Below are 15,757 nucleotides of genomic sequence, written 5' to 3' on the forward strand. Positions count from 1 at the left end.
TAAATGACCGCCAACCGCATTCCGCTCTCCCACCTGGAGCGAGGCACCCCCTTCGAGCAGCGCCACATCGGGCCCGACGCCGAGGCCCAGGCGAAGATGCTGGCGCAGGTGGGCTACGGCTCGCTCGACGAGCTGACCGCCGCCGCGGTGCCTGATGTGATCAAGAGCGCGGAGGCGCTGGACCTCCCGGGCGCGCGTACCGAGGCGGATGTCCTCGCCGAACTGCGCACTCTTGCCGACCGCAATCAGGTACTCGCGCCCATGATCGGCCTTGGCTACTACGGCACCTTCACACCGCCGGTGATCCTGCGCAATGTCATGGAGAACCCGGCCTGGTACACCGCGTACACGCCGTACCAGCCGGAGATCTCCCAGGGCCGGCTCGAGGCGCTGCTCAACTTCCAGACGATGGTCGCCGACCTGACCGGTCTGCCCACCTCCGGAGCCTCGCTGCTCGACGAGAGCACGGCCGCCGCCGAGGCCATGTCGCTGGCCCGCCGGGTCGGCAAGGTCAAGAACGGCGTCTTCCTGGTCGACGCCGACACCCTGCCGCAGACCCTCGCAGTGATCGAGACCCGCGCCGAGCCCACTGGCGTCGAGGTCGTCACCGCCGACCTCAGCGAAGGCATCCCGGCCGAGATCGCGGAGCGCGGCGTCTTCGGCGTGCTGTTGCAGTACCCGGGCGCCTCCGGTGCCGTACGCGACCTCAAGCCCGTCATCGAGCAGGCGCACGAGCTCGGCGCGATCGTCACCGTCGCCGCCGATCTGCTGGCGCTCACCCTGCTCACCGCGCCCGGCGAGCTGGGCGCCGACATCGCGGTGGGCACCACGCAGCGCCTCGGCGTCCCGATGGGCTTCGGCGGCCCGCACGCCGGTTACATGGCCGTACGCGAGAAGTTCGCGCGCAGCCTGCCCGGCCGGCTCGTCGGCGTCTCCGTGGACGCGGACGGCAACAAGGCCTACCGGCTCGCGCTGCAGACCCGTGAGCAGCACATCCGCCGCGAGAAGGCCACCAGCAACATCTGTACCGCCCAGGTCCTCCTCGCTGTGATGGCGGGGATGTACGCCGTCTACCACGGCCCGGACGGGCTCAGGGGGATCGCGCGGCGCACTCACCGGTACGCCGCGATCCTCGCCGAGGGGCTACGGGCCGGTGGCGTCGAGGTCGTGTACGGGTCGTACTTCGACACGCTGACCGCACGGGTGCCGGGCAAGGCCGCCGCCGTCGTGGCCGCCGCACGTGAGGGCGGGGTCAACCTCCACCTCGTCGACGCCGACCACCTCTCCATCGCGTGTGACGAGACCACGACCCGTAACCAGCTGGCCGCGGTCTGGGCCGCCTTCGGTGTCGAGGCCGACGTCGAGGAGCTGGACGCCGCAACCGACGACGCCCTGCCTGCCACCCTGCTGCGCACGGACGACTACCTCACCCACCCCGTCTTCCACCAGCACCGTTCCGAGACGGCGATGCTGCGCTACCTGCGCAAGCTCGCCGACCGCGACTACGCGCTGGACCGCGGCATGATCCCGCTCGGCTCCTGCACCATGAAGCTGAACGCGACCACCGAGATGGAGCCGGTCACCTGGCCGGAGTTCGGGCAGATCCACCCCTTCGCGCCGGTCGAGCAGGCCGCCGGATACCTCACGCTCATCCGCGAGCTGGAGGAGCGCCTCGCCGAGGTCACCGGGTACGACGCGGTCTCCATCCAGCCCAACGCCGGTTCGCAGGGCGAGCTCGCGGGTCTGCTCGCCGTGCGCGCGTACCACCGTGCCAACGGTGACGACCAGCGCACCATCTGCCTCATCCCGTCCTCCGCGCACGGCACCAATGCCGCCAGCGCCGTGATGGCGGGCATGAAGGTCGTCGTGGTGAAGACCGCCGACGACGGTGAGGTGGACATCGAGGACCTGCGTGCCAAGATCGAGCAGTACCGCGACGAGCTCTCGGTCCTGATGATCACCTACCCGTCCACGCATGGCGTGTTCGAGGAGCATGTCGCCGACATCTGCGCGCAGGTACACGAGGCCGGTGGCCAGGTGTACGTCGACGGCGCCAACCTCAACGCGCTGGTGGGCCTCGCCAAGCCGGGCAAGTTCGGCGGCGACGTCTCGCACCTCAATCTGCACAAGACCTTCTGCATCCCGCACGGCGGCGGCGGTCCGGGCGTCGGCCCGGTGGGCGTACGGGCGCACCTCGCCCCGTACCTCCCGAACCACCCGCTCCAGCCCACCGCGGGTCCGCAGACGGGCGTGGGGCCGATCTCGGCCGCCCCGTGGGGTTCTGCGGGCATCCTGCCGATCTCCTGGGCGTACGTACGGCTCATGGGCGGCGAGGGCCTCAAGCGGGCCACGCAGGTCGCCGTGCTCGCGGCCAACTACATCGCCAAGCGCCTGGAGCCGCATTACCCGGTGCTCTACACCGGCCCGGCCGGTCTGGTCGCGCACGAGTGCATCGTGGACCTGCGGCCGCTGTCGAAGGCGACCGGCGTCAGCGTCGACGACATCGCCAAGCGCCTGATCGACTACGGCTTCCACGCGCCGACGATGTCTTTCCCGGTGGCCGGCACGCTGATGATCGAGCCCACCGAGAGCGAGGACCTGACCGAGATCGACCGCTTCTGCGACACGATGATCGCGATCCGCGGCGAGATCGAGAAGGTCGCTGCGGGCGAGTGGCCGGCGGAGGACAACCCGCTGCGCAACGCTCCGCACACCGCGGTGGCGCTGGGCGGGGAGTGGGAGCACCCGTACAGCCGCGAGGACGCGGTCTTCCCGGCCGGGGTGAGCGCCTCGGACAAGTACTGGCCGCCGGTGCGCCGGATCGACGGTGCGTTCGGCGACCGTAACCTCGTCTGCTCCTGCCCGCCGCTGGACGAGTACGACAACTGACGGGCGCGGCGGCGCACATGCGTCGGGGCCGGTGCGGAGATCAGTCTCCGGGCCGGCCCCTTGTCGTACGGACGGCCCTAGGCGGCCGTCATCACCTGCCCGCTCTCGCGCGGCCGGTGCGGCGCGATGATCTGGCCGTCCGGCAGCAGCTCACCGGTGTCCTCGAAGAGCAGGACGCCGTTGCACAGCAGGCTCCAGCCCTGCTCCGGGTGGTGCGCCATGAGACGGGCGGCTTCCCGGTCGGCTGAGTCGGATGTCGGGCAGGCTGGCTGGTGCTGGCACATGAGTGGGTTCTCTCGCTGCGTTGTAGTGACTGTGACTGTCCTGCGGCTCGATGTGGTGTTCATGGCCGCCCCCCCCGTATCTGTCGGTCCGATCCCAGTGTTGCCCCACGGGCGTGAATCCGCAGGGATTTCGCGGCAGCTCGTCTTACTGGTTAATGACGTATCACTCGGGCGGACGGTTCAGCTCAACTCCATTGTCCTTTCGGGTGGTTCGCGGGGGTCGGTATGGGCTAGTCCGGATGGAGCAGCAGTGCGCCCCGCGACCGGGTGGTCACGGGGCGCGAAGGGCGCGTGAGCTGGGCTCGAGCAGCGCGCGAGCGAGGGCTGACGGTCAGGCAGGGGAGCCGAGCAGCGGAGCCGGTGTGAGCCGCAGGGTCATCACCGGCAGCAGATCGGCGACCCGGTGCGGCCGGTGTGCCGCGATGCCGGGAGGCGCGGGGCGCAGTGGCACCAGGACGTCCGTCGGAAGGGGTGTGCCGGCCGAGGCGTCGGCGTCCGTGTCGCCGTGCAGCCAGAGAGTGAGCATGTAGAGCTCGGGGATGGAGAGCAGCCGTGGCTGGAAGTGAGTCTTCATCGACTCGGCCTGGCGCAGCGCCCGTTCGGTGGAGCTGAGGTAGGGGCCTTCGAAGAAGTGGGAGAAGGCCCAGCCGTCGGGGGTGAGCCTCGTCTCCGCCGCGGCCACGGCTCGTTCGCCGCTGCGGATCAGAAAACGCCAGCCCGTGAGGCGGGTGTAGGGGGCACTGTTGCTCGGCACGATCTGATCCAGTACATGGACGGGCAGCGGCAATTCGGGGCTCAGAGGTCCCTGGACGGACCTGAGGGCGGGTGTGCGGGCCTCGCGGACGGCTGTCGGGGAACCGAGTGCCGCGAGGACGCTGCGCAGGGCAGGCGCGGGAGCTGGAGGGACATGCAGCGGCATGATGGGTCGCCTCTCACTTCGGAGACACGTTGGTGCAAGGGTTGGATCGAAGGGCAGGTGCGGACGGCGCTGTCAGCGTGCGGGGCCAGAGGGGGCCGGAAAGGCCACCGGGCGCCAACTCTCTGCCTCGTTCACGGAGTTTATACGACACGTGTTCTCAGAGTGTTTCTGCTAGCGCTCGTGCGTATTTCCGGCAAGGCGGTATCAGGTCTTTCTGTTGCGGTCTTTCTGCCGATTTTTCGTGAGGGCAGGTCCGCGGCCTGGGATTTTATCGGCCGAGCGGTAGGCCGAAACCTGTCGGTGTTTTTCACCAGGTATCGGGCAGTGGTAACTGCCTAGTGCATCATGCCAATGGAATGTGCCGCTCGCTCACTCAGTACACACTACCGACAGCGGACCGTTCGCGACGCGTTATAGATCAGTCAGTCTGGGCATTATCGTCCGTGACGCGAGCGGCTGATGCTGCGTGGTGCCCACTCGAGGAGGGACGCTTCGATGGGGGAGAAGGTCGTGGCAGGAGGGATGGACCTGTCCGATCGGCAAAGGTTCCGGCGAAAGTTGCAGCAGTGCCTCGCGGGACTGGGGAGGCTCCTGGCGGAGAAGAGGTTCGACCGGCCCAGGAATCTCATGGGCCTCGAGATCGAGCTGAATCTCGCGGGTGCCGACGGGCTGCCGCGAATGATGAATGCGGAAGTGCTCGAGCGCATCGCGAGCCACGATTTCCAGACCGAGCTCGGAATGTTCAACCTGGAAGTAAATATCGTTCCGCACCGGCTGAGCGGGCGTGTTCTGGATCAGCTGGCAGAGGAGTTGCGTACAGGTCTCGGATATGCACACCGAAAAGCGGCCGAGGTCGGCTCGGGGATCGTGATGATCGGAATTCTCCCGACGCTCGACCAGCACGACCTGGTCTCCGCGAACCTCTCCGACGTCGACAGATACTTGCTGCTCAACGACCAGATCGTCGCGGCGCGCGGTGAGGACTTCACGCTCGACATCGAGGGTGTGGAGCGGCTGACCTGCACCTCGGCGTCGATAGCTCCCGAGGCCGCCTGCACCTCGGTGCAGTTGCACCTCCAGGTGACCCCTGCGCGCTTCGCCGATGTGTGGAACGCCGCGCAGGCGGTGGCCGCCGTGCAGGTCGCCGTGGGTGCCAACTCGCCCTTCCTGTTCGGCAGGGAGCTGTGGCGCGAGTCGCGGCCGCCGCTGTTCCAGCAGGCCACCGACACCCGACCGCCCGAGCTCCAGGCCCAGGGGGTCAGACCGCGTACCTGGTTCGGTGAGCGATGGGTTACCTCGGCGTACGACCTCTTCGAGGAGAACCTGCGCTACTTCCCCGCCCTGCTGCCGATCTGCGACGAGGAGGACCCGCTGCGGGTGCTCGACGACGGCGGCGTCCCGCGGCTGCAGGAACTCGTCCTGCACAACGGCACGGTCTACCGCTGGAACCGCCCGGTCTACGGAGTCGTCGACGGCGTGCCCCATCTGCGGGTGGAGAACCGTGTACTGCCGGCCGGGCCCACCGTCACCGATGTGATTGCCAACACCGCCTTCTACTACGGGCTGGTGCGCGCGCTCGCCGAAGAGACCCGGCCGGTGTGGAGCAGGCTGCCCTTCGCAGCCGCGGCCGACAACTTCGACACCGCCTGCCGCCACGGCATCGACGCCGAGCTCCAGTGGCCGCGCCCCGGCCGGGCCGGCGGCATCACGCAGGTGCCGGCCGTCAAACTCGTACGCGACGAACTGCTGCCGCTGGCCGCGGCGGGACTCGACGCGTGGAACGTCGAGCCCGCCGACCGGGACTTCTATCTCGGCGTGATCGAGGAGCGGTGCAAGCGGCGGGTGAACGGGGCGTCGTGGCAGGCCGACACGTACCACCGCGCGCTGGAGGCCGGTCTCGAACGGGACGCCGCCCTCGCGGCCACCACCCGCCGTTACTGCGAGCTGATGCACCAGGGCGAGCCGGTGCACACCTGGCCGGTCGGCTTCCCCGGCGCGCACTCCTGAGCGGGCCTTCACCGAGAGGCAGTCTGGCCCGCCGACCGACCGCCGTGATCGCCTCGAGGATCACGGGCTGGATCTCGGCGGTCGCTGACCTGGTAGCCCGCGCCGCCCGTCGCCCACGCGATCCCCGTCCCCGCCGCCACGGGGCGGGCATCGTGGCGATGGCGATCGTGCGACGGCGTCCACGCGGACGGGACTGCCTGTGTCCGTCGCCTCGTCGTCGGGCAAGCTGTGATGTCCCATGCGGTGGTGCCCCTCCTTGAACAACGATGAGCAAGGAAAAGGGGACCGCGTCATTGCGATGACGCTCGTCCCCCGGCCTGTCGCGCGCGATCTTCGTACCTGCATTCGAGACCCTGGCGGGGCGAGGATGGGGACGAGGCGGGATTACTCAACTGGAGGCAGGTGTGCAGGCGGAGGCGGGACGCGGGGCTGGTTCTCTCCCTCAAGAGGGCATGTCGCGAAGGATCTTGCGGTCCGAGACACTGCTCGTACTCGCGGTCTCGCTGGGTGCAAGCGGAGTGTCGGCGCTGATCAGCTTTGTCGGATCGCTGACAAAGCCGGGTGGCCTCAAGGAGCAGGCGGCGACGCTGAACGGGTCGTACGCCCCTGGGCGGCCGTGGCTCGATCTCGCCTGGCAGCTCTTCGACATCGCGACGGGCCTGGTGCCTGTCCTGCTCGTCGCGCATCTGCTGCTGCGGGAGGGCGCGGGGCTGCGGTCGATCGGTTTCGACCGGAGCAGACCATGGGCCGACCTGGGGCGCGGTGCCCTCGTCGCGGCGGGCATCGGCAGTGCCGGTCTCGCGTTCTACCTGGTGGCGCGGGCCTCCGGGTTCAACCTCACCGTTGTGCCCGAGGCGCTGCCGGAGGTGTGGTGGAAGTACCCCGTGCTGATCCTTTCGGCCATCCAGAACTCCGTACTGGAGGAAGTGATCGTCGTCGGGTATCTGCTGCGCAGGCTGGGGCAGTTGGGCTGGACGCCGATGGCGGCGCTGGTGGCGAGCTCGGTGCTGCGCGGTTCGTACCACCTCTACCAGGGCATCGGCGGCTTCGTCGGGAACATGGTGATGGGCGTGGTCTTCGTGCTGCTCTACCGGCGGTGGGGGCGGGTCGGGCCGCTGGTGGCCGCGCACGCGCTGCTCGATATCACGGCCTTCGTCGGGTACGCGCTGCTGGCCGGCAAGGTGGGATGGCTGCCCACGCTGTGACCGGGGTGAGATCAAGGGGCGTACGGCGGCTGCCGTACGCCCCTTGGCATGTGCGGTAGCCGTACAGGGCGTGGTCAGCTGCTCGGCGTGGTCAGCAGCTCGCCGTCGATGACGGTGACGGCGTCGCCGGTGAGCAGGGTGCGCTCGCCGCGCAGCGAGGTGCGGACCAGGCCGGAGCGGGCGGAGGCCTGCAGGCCGGTCAGTTCCGTACGGCCGAGACGGGCGGACCAGAACGGAGCGAGCGCCGTGTGCGCGCTGCCGGTCACCGGGTCCTCGTCGATGCCGACCCGGGGGAAGAAGCCGCGCGAGACGAAGTCGTAGGAGCCGGCCGGGTCTTCCGCGGCGGCGGTGGCGACGATACCGCGCTCGGAGTAGGCAGTCAGGGCGCGACAGTCCGGAGTCAGGGCTCTGACGGCCTGTTCGTCGGCCAGCTCGACGACCAGATCGCCGATGTGCGGGCCCGTGTCGTGGGCCGAGACGACCTTGGCGCCGAGCGCCTCGGCGAGGCCGTCCGGGATCTCGACAGGGGTGAGCGGGGAGGTCGGGAAGTCGAGGGTGATCATGCCGTCCTCACGGGCGGTGGCGGAGAGGATGCCGCAGAGTGCGGCGAAGCGCACCGTGCCGCTCGCGGTGCCGGTGGTGTGCAGTACATGGGCGGTGGCCAGCGTGGCATGGCCGCACATGCCGACCTCGGTGGCCGGGGTGAACCAGCGCAGCGCCCAGTCGGCCTCGCCGCCGGCGGGCAGGGCGTGGGCGAATGCGGTCTCCGAGAGGTTCACCTCGGTCGCCACCTGCTGGAGCCAGGAGTCGTCAGGGAATTGGTCGGAGTCCAGGAGCAGGACTGCGGCGGGGTTGCCGGTGAAGGGGCGGTCGGTGAAGGCGTCGACGATTCGAATCCGCATGAGCTGACCGTAGGGGCGGCGCAAAGCCGCAGGCCAAGGCCAATTCCGGGTTGCTGGACCGATGCAGAGCCGTTGAGCGTTGCCAGCCGACACATGTCGATATATCGTTGACGCATCGCGACAGATCAACGATGGACGGAGCGTAGCGATGCGTTCACATGGACAAGGACACGAACACGGTCAGGGTCATGGGCACTGCGGGCCCGGTCATCAGGGTCGGGGCGACTTCGAGGGACGGCGCGGGGCGTTCGGTCCGTTCGGGCCGCCGTTCGGTGGGCCCTTCGGTGGCGGACGCGGTCGTGGCGGCGGTCGGGGAAGGGCGCGGCGCGGTGATGTGCGTGCCTCGATCCTGGCGCTGCTGAAGGACCGGCCGATGCACGGTTACGAGATGATTCAGGAGATCGGCGAGCGCAGCGGCGGGGCCTGGCGGCCCAGCCCGGGCTCGGTCTACCCGACGCTCCAGTTGCTCGAGGACGAAGGTCTCATCACCAGTGCGAGCGAGGGCGGCAAGAGGCTGTTCACGCTCACCGACTCGGGGCGCGCCGAGGCCGAAACGGGGCCGGAGGCTCCGTGGGAAGAGGTCGGGCGCGGAGTCGACTGGGAGACCGTCAACGAGATCCGGCAGGCCGGGTTCGGCCTGATGGAGGCGTTCGGCCAGGTCTGGAAGACCGGCAGCACCGAGCAGCGGCAGAAGGCCGTCGCCGTGATCAACGAAGCCCGTAAGAAGCTCTATCTCATCCTCGCCGACGAACACTGAGCACGTGGGAGAGGTACGAGGGGCCCCGTGCAGTCGCTCGGGGCCCTTCCTCGTGTGCGGGTGCGGGGGTGCGAGTCTCAGGTGACGAGTCCGCCCAGCTTGCGCAGCGACTCGTTGAGAGCGGCGGCCGCGGAGTCCTGCAGCTTGCCCGCCATCAAGGGACACGGCGGCGCCGGTGAACTCCCCGTCGACGCGCACCTTCGTGCCGTCCCCGTCCGGGGTGAGCGTGTAGCGGTTGCCGACGCTGACGGCCCATCGGGCCCTTGCCCTTGATCCCCAGTACCCGGCCGGCCTCGAACTCGTCCACGGTCCAGGACGCTTCGGCGGGGAACCCCATGAGCTTCATGTTCTCCTCGTAGGTGGCGCCCAGCTGCAGAATTGCCGGACCGCCCTTGGGGAAGCTGGTGTGGGTGGCGTTCCACTGGCCGTAGCTGGAGAAGTCCGTCAGCTGGGCCCAGACCTTCTCGGCCGGCGCCTCGATATGGGCCTCGGCACTGACTCCGGCCATGCGACCACCCCTTCGTGTCGGCTTACGGTGTCGCGGAACGTAGTCGTACCTGCCGGAACATTCAATACTGATGAACAGTCAGATACTCGCGAGCCGTTGGACATGGTTGCGTTCGGAGCTCTTGGGCAAGGCGGCGCGCGCCCCCTCGGGTGGAACTGTCGTGATCTCATCCCTGAGGAGGAGAAACCGGTCGTGCGTGCCCAACCTCCGTGGGATGCGCGAATGGACCCCGACGGCGACGCTCGGGCCCCCGGAAGCTGATGAGGTGGGAGATGTGCAAAGCCCTGTCCCGCGGGTGCCTCAGCAGCCCGCCGCCACCCGTACGGAGATCGACGCCCGACTCACCGTGGAGCTGGCCTCGGTGGTCGCGGGTGCGCGCAGGAGGGCACTGCGGGACGGCGACCGGCAGATCGACACGGCCCATCTGCTGCACTCCCTGATCGAGTCGGACCCCGAGGTCCGTGCCGCTCTCGGCGCCGGGCCGCAGGTCGCGCGGGTGCTCGGGTATCTCGTGCAGCGCAGCATCGGATACGGGCTGCGCTGGCAGGGGTCGGTGGAGGACTCGGGCGCCGTTCCCGTCGTACACGAGACGAACGTGGAGGGGTCGGGATGGTCGCCTTCGGCGGCCGCCGCGATGGAGGGCGCGCTGGAGCGGGCGCACGTGCGCGGCGACGCGCGGGCCGGGGGTGTCGATCTGCTCGCCTGCCTGGCCGCGGACCCGGAATGCCGGGCCGTGGAGGTGTTGGAGCGGGCCGGGGTGGACGTGGAGCTGCTGGGCGGGCGGATAGCGCCGGACGGCGGCCGGATGACCCATGGGTGACCCGGCCGTCTCGACATGTGTTACGGGGGTGACGGTCCTGACAGGCGCTGACATGATGTGCCGATGCGCGCGTCTCAGGGAAGGAGCGCCGGCCTGGGACTCGCCCTGGGCTCGGCGTTCGCATTCGGTGGATCAGGTGTCGCGGCCAAGCCGCTGATCGAAGCAGGTCTCGACCCGCTGCATGTGGTGTGGCTACGAGTGGCCGGCTCCGCTTTCATCATGCTGCCGGTGGCCTGGCGCCAGCGTGACCTGGTGCTGCGCAAGCCCGCACTGCTCGTCGGCTTCGGGCTGCTCGCCGTCGCGGGCGTACAGGCCTGCTACTTCGCGTCGATCTCCCGGATCCCGGTCGGCGTCGCCCTGCTCATCGAATACCTCGCCCCCGCGCTGGTTCTCGGCTGGGTCCGCTTCGTGCAGCGCCGGCCCGTCACCCGGGCCGCCGCGGTCGGCGTCGTCCTCGCGGTCGCCGGACTCGCGTGCGTCGTCGAGGTGTGGGCGGGGGTCGGCTTCGACGCGATCGGGCTGCTGCTCGCGCTGGCCGCGGCCTGCTGCCAGGTCGGCTACTTCGTCCTGTCCGACCAGGGCGGCGACGGGGACGGCCCGGCGGATCCGGTGGGCGTGATCGCGTACGGACTGCTCATCGGCGCGGCCGTGTTGACGGTGGTGGCGCGGCCGTGGGGGATGGACTTCTCGCTGCTCGGCGGGAGCGCGGACATGGGCGGTACGCAAGTGCCGGCAGCGCTGCTGCTGGGCTGGATCGTGCTGATCGCCACGGTGCTGGCGTATGTCACCGGGGTCATCTCGGTGCGCAAGCTCTCGCCGCAGGTGGCGGGTGTGGTGGCGTGCCTGGAGGCGGTCATCGCTACGGTGCTGGCGTGGGTGCTGCTGCGGGAGCATCTGTCGGCGCCGCAGATCTTCGGCGGAGCGGTGGTGCTGGTGGGGGCGTTCATCGCGCAGTCACGGGCACCGAAGGCGGCGTCGGGGCCGGTGGCGGGGGGTGTGCCCGCACAGAGCGGTACTGCTGTCGCTGCCGCGGGGGAGTTGTCGGCGCCGCGTGCCACACCGTAGGGTGCCGATCATGCGTTTGACCGTACTTCCGCCGCCTGCCGCCTAGCGCGGGCGGCCGCTTTCTGACGAAGACCGGGCTCGGGGTGTCCCCGAGCGGTTCGTCGCTGCCCGCGTGACGCAGTCGAGCGATCACCCATCCCGTTCTTCAAACGGAGAAGTCACGTGTCGAATGTTTCCTACGCTCCTGCTGTCGGCGTGCCCGTCGGGCGGAGCCTCCTCTATCTGATCTTTGCCGGAGTCGCGTGGGGGACCGCGGGCGCGGCTGCCTCGCTGATCTTCCAGGTGAGTGATCTCGGTCCTCTCGCGCTGTCGTTCTGGCGCTGCGCGGGGGGTCTGGTGCTGCTGCTGGGCGCGCTTGCGCTGCGTGCACGGCGCGCTGCTGTGGCCGGGGGTGTTGTCGCGAGGCCGGCCGAGCCGCGGCGGCGCCGGCTGCTGCGCATTCTCGGTACGGGAATCGGGCTCACCGTCTTCCAGAGCGCCTACTTCGCGGCCGTCCAGGCGACGGGTCTCGCGGTGGGCACGGTCGTCACGCTGGGCGCGGGGCCTGTCCTCATCGCCGTGGGCGCGCGGCTGACGATGGGGGAGCGGCTCGGCCGGGGCGGCGTCGTCGCCGTCACCGGGGCGCTTGCCGGTCTGTTCGTCCTGGTCCTCGGCGGCGAGGGCGGGACGGTACGGCCTGCGGGGGTCGCGCTCGCGCTGCTCTCGGCGGCCGGGTACGCGGTGGTCACGCTGCTGACGCGGTGGCTGGGGCGTGACGGGGGAGGTGACTCGCTGGCCACGACGGCGTGGGCGTTCGCGATCGGGACGGTGGGGCTGTTTCCGATGGCGCTGGGCGAGGGGCTGCTGCCGCACACCGCGGAACTGGGGCGGGTGGTCTGGCTGTTGACGTACGTCGCGGCGGTGCCGACGGCGCTTGCGTACGCGCTCTACTTCGCGGGGGCGGCGGTTGTGCGGGCCGCGACGGTCTCGGTGATCATGCTGCTGGAGCCGGTGAGCGCGGCGGTGATCGCGGTGACGGCGCTGGATGAGCGGCTCACGGCGGCGACGTTGGTGGGGACGGCGCTGCTGCTGGCGGCGGTGGCGGGGTTGGCGGTGGCGGAGACGCGGGTGGGGTAGAGCGGGGGGCGGGTACGGGGCCGCCTGCCGCGGGCTTGTCCCCCACCCCGCCCCTTCCCGAAACCGGTACTCTGCCCCGGCGGCACCGCGGGCGACGGCTCCGCCGCACCGCACGAGGCCGGGGGGCCGGAACCGGGGTTGCGGCCGGGAGCCTGCGCGCCCGTACCTGTCGGCCGCGGGTCCCGCCGCACGGGGACCTGCGGCCCCGGACGCCGGCTGACCGGCCTGCTGCCACCTCATGCTCCCGTCAAGTACCCCGGGACCCCGATCGAGTCGTCCAGATCCGCCGCCGGGATCGGTGTGCCCTGCCGGGTGGTCAGCGGGACCACTCCCGTCCAGTACGGGAGTTCCGCGTCCTCCGGGTCGTCGTTCGGGCCGCCGGTGCGGAGCTTGGCCGAGACCTCCGTCAAGGTCAGGCGCAGCACCGCCGTCGCCGCCAGTTCCTTCGGGTTCGCCGGGCGGGAGTCGAGTGAGCGGCCCGGGACGACATGGTCGACCAGGGCGTCGAGAGCCGTGCGCTTTTCCGTCGGGTCCGTGACCTGGTGGGCGGTGCCGTGGACCACGACCGAGCGGTAGTTGATCGAGTGGTGGAACGCCGAGCGGGCAAGGACCAGGCCGTCGACGTGGGTGACCGTCAGGCACACGTCGCGGCCGGGGTCCGACTCGCCCGCCATGCGCAAGGGGCGTGAGCCCGTCGAGCCGTGGATGTAAAGGTGGTCGTCGACGCGGGCGAACAGCGTCGGCAGGACGACCGGCGCGCCGTCGCGGACGAAGCCGAGATGGCAGACGTACGCCTCGTCAAGTATGGAGTGGACCAGTTCGCGGTCGTACGCGGCGCGGTCCCGGGAGCGGGTGGGGACGGTGCGTTCGGTCGGCTCGTAAGCGTCCGGCATTGCGAACTCCATTGCACTAGTGCATAATCTCGTTTGTGCTAGGAGAGTATCGGATCGTCGGACGCCGCGCATCGGAGATTGCGGCCAGCGTTGAGCGCGCGGTCGGCGCCGGCGACCTGGAACCAGGGCAAGTGCTGCCGCCCATGCGGGAGTTGGCGACCGAGCTGGGCGTCAACCCGAACACCGTCGCGTCCGCGTACCGGACCCTGCGCGACCGCGGAGTCATCGAGACCGCCGGGCGCAAGGGCAGCCGGGTGCGCCCGCGGCCGGCCAGTACCGCCCGCGGGTCGATCCGGGTCGACGCGCCCCCCGGCGTACGGGACCTGGGCGAGGGGAACCCGGACCCCGCGCTGCTACCGCCGCTGGGCGACGCGCTCGCCGCCGCGGCCCGGCGCAACGCTGAGGAGCCGGGTCTGTACGGACAGGCCCCAGTCGACGCGGAGTTCGCCCGGCTGGCCCGCGCCGCGATGGACGCCGACGGGGTGCCGGCAGGGCCGGTCGCCGTCACCTCCGGATCGCTGGACGCCATCGAGCGCGTCCTCGCCGCGCACCTCAAGCCGGGTGACGCGGTCGCCGTCGAGGACCCTGGATGGGGCAGCACGCTGGACCTGGTCCCGGCGCTGGGGCTGAAGCCCGTGCCCGTGGCGCTCGACGACGACGGGCCGCTGCCGGGCGAGGTGGCCAGGGCGCTCGCCGCCGGGGCCAGAGCGCTGATCGTCACCGACCGGGCGCAGAACCCCACCGGCGCCGCGGTGAGCAAGGCACGCGCGCGTGAACTCCGCGCCGTACTGGCCACGTTCCCGCACACCCTGCTCATCGAGGACGACCACGGACACGCGATCGTCGATCTCCCGCTGCACCCGCTCGCCGGGGTCACGGACAGCTGGGCGTTCGTACGCTCCACAGCCAAGGCATATGGGCCGGATCTGCGGGTCGCCGTGCTGACCGGCGACACCGTCACCGTCGACCGGGTGATGGGCCGGCAGCGGCTGGGACCCGGCTGGGTCAGCCGGCTGCTGCAGCGTGCGGTAGTCCACCTCTGGACCTCGGGAGTGGTGGACCCGCTTGTCGTCGCGCACGCGTACGGGGAGCGGCGCGACGGGCTCCTGCGGGCGCTGGCGGAGCGTGGCGTCGAGGCTCATGGGCGTAGCGGGATGAACGTCTGGGTGCCCGTCCCCGACGAGACCGGGGCAGTGGCGCGGCTGCTCCATGCCGGGTGGGCGGTCGCGCCGGGGGCTCGCTTCCGGATGTCCGCGCCACCCGGAGTGCGACTTACCGTTTCGGGCCTTGCGATGGACGACATCGAGAAGGTCGCAGAGGCGGTCGCGACTGCTGCCGGGCCGGCGCCCGCGCGCAGCTACGGCTGAGCCGCAGGCTCCGCCCCCGCCTCGGCGCGAGGCCGCGGCCGAGCCGAGGTGCCCGTGGTGGCGGCCGGTGCCTTCGGCCGGCTCTGGGTCAGCGCCGCGCCCGCCAGGACGATCAGCGCGCCCACCGGAGTGTTCCAGCCCAGCTGCTCGTCCAGCACCGCGACGCCCGCGGCCGTCGCGATGACCGGGATGAAGTACGTGACCATCTGCGCCGTCGTCGGACCGACCTCGGCGACCAGACCGTACTGGAGGAGCAGCGCGAAGCCCGTCCCCAGGGCGCCGAGCGTGACCACCGCGAGCAGCGGCACGAGCGGGAAGGACGTCGGCAGCGTCGTGAACAGCGGCGTGACCACGGCGAGTTGAACCGTCGCGAGCAGCAGCTGCGCGCCGGTCAGCGAGAGATTGGAGTGGCTGCTGCCTGCCAGTGTGCGGCGTACGTAGATCCAGCCGATCGGATAGCTCAGCGAGGCGAGCAGCGCCATCGCCGTGCCGCCGAAGTCGAGCCCGGAGAATCCCTGCCACGCGCCGAGCACGGTCAGTACGCCCAGGAAGCCGATGCCGAGCCCGGCGACCCTGCGCCGGGTCGGCCGGTCCTCGGAGAGTGCGACCACGGACAGGACCATGCCCCATAGTGGCGAGGTGGCGTTGCAGATGCCGGCGAGCGTCGACGGGATCGTCAGCTCGGAGTAGGCGAAGAGCGAGAACGGCAGCGCGTTCAGCACAAACGCGGCGACAGTGAGGTGCATCCAGGTACGGATCCCGCGCGGCAGCCCCTCCCGGCGCACCGTCATCGCGACGGCCAGCACCGCCGTACCGAAGAGCAGCCTGCCGAAGGTGACTTGAAAGGGCGCGTACCCGCCGGTGCCGACCTTGATGAGGAGGAAGCTGAAGCCCCACACCGTGGAGAGCACCGCGAAGCGGATCCGCCAGTCGAGGGAGCTGCGGCGTGTGGAGTCGGCGGGCGCGGGGGTGGGGGCCGATGAGGTCCGGGAGGGGACGGCGCTGCTCATGCCGTCCACCTTGGC

The 15,757-nt window shown here is 70.4% G+C and carries 13 protein-coding genes and 1 pseudogene; 8 read left to right on the forward strand and 6 right to left on the reverse strand.

Annotated features, from left to right (window positions below; all coding sequences use genetic code 11):
- Positions 1-3: 3 nt before the first annotated feature.
- Positions 4-2,889: an aminomethyl-transferring glycine dehydrogenase gene (gene gcvP / locus ACWDO5_RS17095; RefSeq protein WP_450531086.1), complete on the forward strand. Its 2,886-nt coding sequence runs from the start codon at positions 4-6 to the stop codon at positions 2,887-2,889.
- 77 nt (positions 2,890-2,966) lie between these two features.
- Here gcvP and ACWDO5_RS17100 read toward each other — a convergent pair whose 3' ends face one another.
- Both ACWDO5_RS17100 and ACWDO5_RS17105 read right to left on the reverse strand, forming a co-directional pair.
- Positions 2,967-3,173 (reverse strand): DUF5999 family protein, encoded by a 207-nt coding sequence (locus ACWDO5_RS17100; protein WP_450531087.1) that lies wholly within the window; start codon positions 3,171-3,173, stop codon positions 2,967-2,969.
- 331 nt (positions 3,174-3,504) lie between these two features.
- On the reverse strand, positions 3,505-4,092 hold the full coding sequence (locus tag ACWDO5_RS17105; protein ID WP_450531088.1) for a hypothetical protein: 588 nt from the start codon (positions 4,090-4,092) through the stop codon (positions 3,505-3,507).
- Positions 4,093-4,587: 495 nt separating this feature from the next.
- Between ACWDO5_RS17105 and ACWDO5_RS17110 the strand changes: the two genes are divergently transcribed.
- Entirely contained in the window at positions 4,588-6,099 is a 1,512-nt protein-coding gene (locus ACWDO5_RS17110) for a glutamate-cysteine ligase family protein (RefSeq protein WP_450531089.1), read from the forward strand.
- A 452-nt stretch (positions 6,100-6,551) separates the two neighbouring features.
- Positions 6,552-7,304 (forward strand): CPBP family intramembrane glutamic endopeptidase, encoded by a 753-nt coding sequence (locus ACWDO5_RS17115; RefSeq protein WP_450531090.1) that lies wholly within the window; start codon positions 6,552-6,554, stop codon positions 7,302-7,304.
- 74 nt (positions 7,305-7,378) lie between these two features.
- Here ACWDO5_RS17115 and ACWDO5_RS17120 read toward each other — a convergent pair whose 3' ends face one another.
- A complete protein-coding gene (locus ACWDO5_RS17120; protein ID WP_450531091.1) occupies positions 7,379-8,206 on the reverse strand; it encodes a PhzF family phenazine biosynthesis protein in 828 nt (275 codons plus the stop codon).
- 148 nt (positions 8,207-8,354) lie between these two features.
- Between ACWDO5_RS17120 and ACWDO5_RS17125 the strand changes: the two genes are divergently transcribed.
- Entirely contained in the window at positions 8,355-8,963 is a 609-nt protein-coding gene (locus ACWDO5_RS17125; RefSeq protein WP_450531092.1) for a PadR family transcriptional regulator, read from the forward strand.
- Between the two features lie 77 nt (positions 8,964-9,040).
- Here the strand turns inward: ACWDO5_RS17125 and ACWDO5_RS17130 are convergent.
- Positions 9,041-9,471, reverse strand: a pseudogene (locus ACWDO5_RS17130) (type II toxin-antitoxin system Rv0910 family toxin).
- A gap of 274 nt (positions 9,472-9,745) precedes the next feature.
- Between ACWDO5_RS17130 and ACWDO5_RS17135 the strand changes: the two are divergent.
- The 3 genes from ACWDO5_RS17135 (at position 9,746) to ACWDO5_RS17145 (ending at position 12,472) form a co-directional block, all read left to right on the forward strand.
- A complete protein-coding gene (locus ACWDO5_RS17135; protein WP_450531093.1) occupies positions 9,746-10,291 on the forward strand; it encodes a Clp protease N-terminal domain-containing protein in 546 nt (181 codons plus the stop codon).
- Positions 10,292-10,354: 63 nt separating this feature from the next.
- Positions 10,355-11,356 (forward strand): EamA family transporter, encoded by a 1,002-nt coding sequence (locus tag ACWDO5_RS17140; protein ID WP_450531094.1) that lies wholly within the window; start codon positions 10,355-10,357, stop codon positions 11,354-11,356.
- Between the two features lie 162 nt (positions 11,357-11,518).
- Positions 11,519-12,472, forward strand: a complete 954-nt coding sequence (locus tag ACWDO5_RS17145) for a DMT family transporter (protein WP_450531095.1) — start codon at positions 11,519-11,521, stop codon at positions 12,470-12,472.
- 236 nt (positions 12,473-12,708) lie between these two features.
- Here ACWDO5_RS17145 and ACWDO5_RS17150 read toward each other — a convergent pair whose 3' ends face one another.
- Positions 12,709-13,365, reverse strand: coding sequence for a pyridoxamine 5'-phosphate oxidase family protein (locus ACWDO5_RS17150; protein WP_450531096.1), 657 nt, complete (start codon positions 13,363-13,365; stop codon positions 12,709-12,711).
- A gap of 35 nt (positions 13,366-13,400) precedes the next feature.
- Between ACWDO5_RS17150 and ACWDO5_RS17155 the strand changes: the two genes are divergently transcribed.
- Positions 13,401-14,732, forward strand: coding sequence for an aminotransferase class I/II-fold pyridoxal phosphate-dependent enzyme (locus tag ACWDO5_RS17155; RefSeq protein WP_450531097.1), 1,332 nt, complete (start codon positions 13,401-13,403; stop codon positions 14,730-14,732).
- Here ACWDO5_RS17155 and ACWDO5_RS17160 read toward each other — a convergent pair.
- Entirely contained in the window at positions 14,723-15,742 is a 1,020-nt protein-coding gene (locus ACWDO5_RS17160) for a DMT family transporter (RefSeq protein ID WP_450531125.1), read from the reverse strand. The genes ACWDO5_RS17155 and ACWDO5_RS17160 overlap by 10 nt on opposite strands.
- Positions 15,743-15,757 lie beyond the last annotated feature (15 nt).

The organism is Streptomyces sp. NPDC000880, from assembly GCF_053599675.1.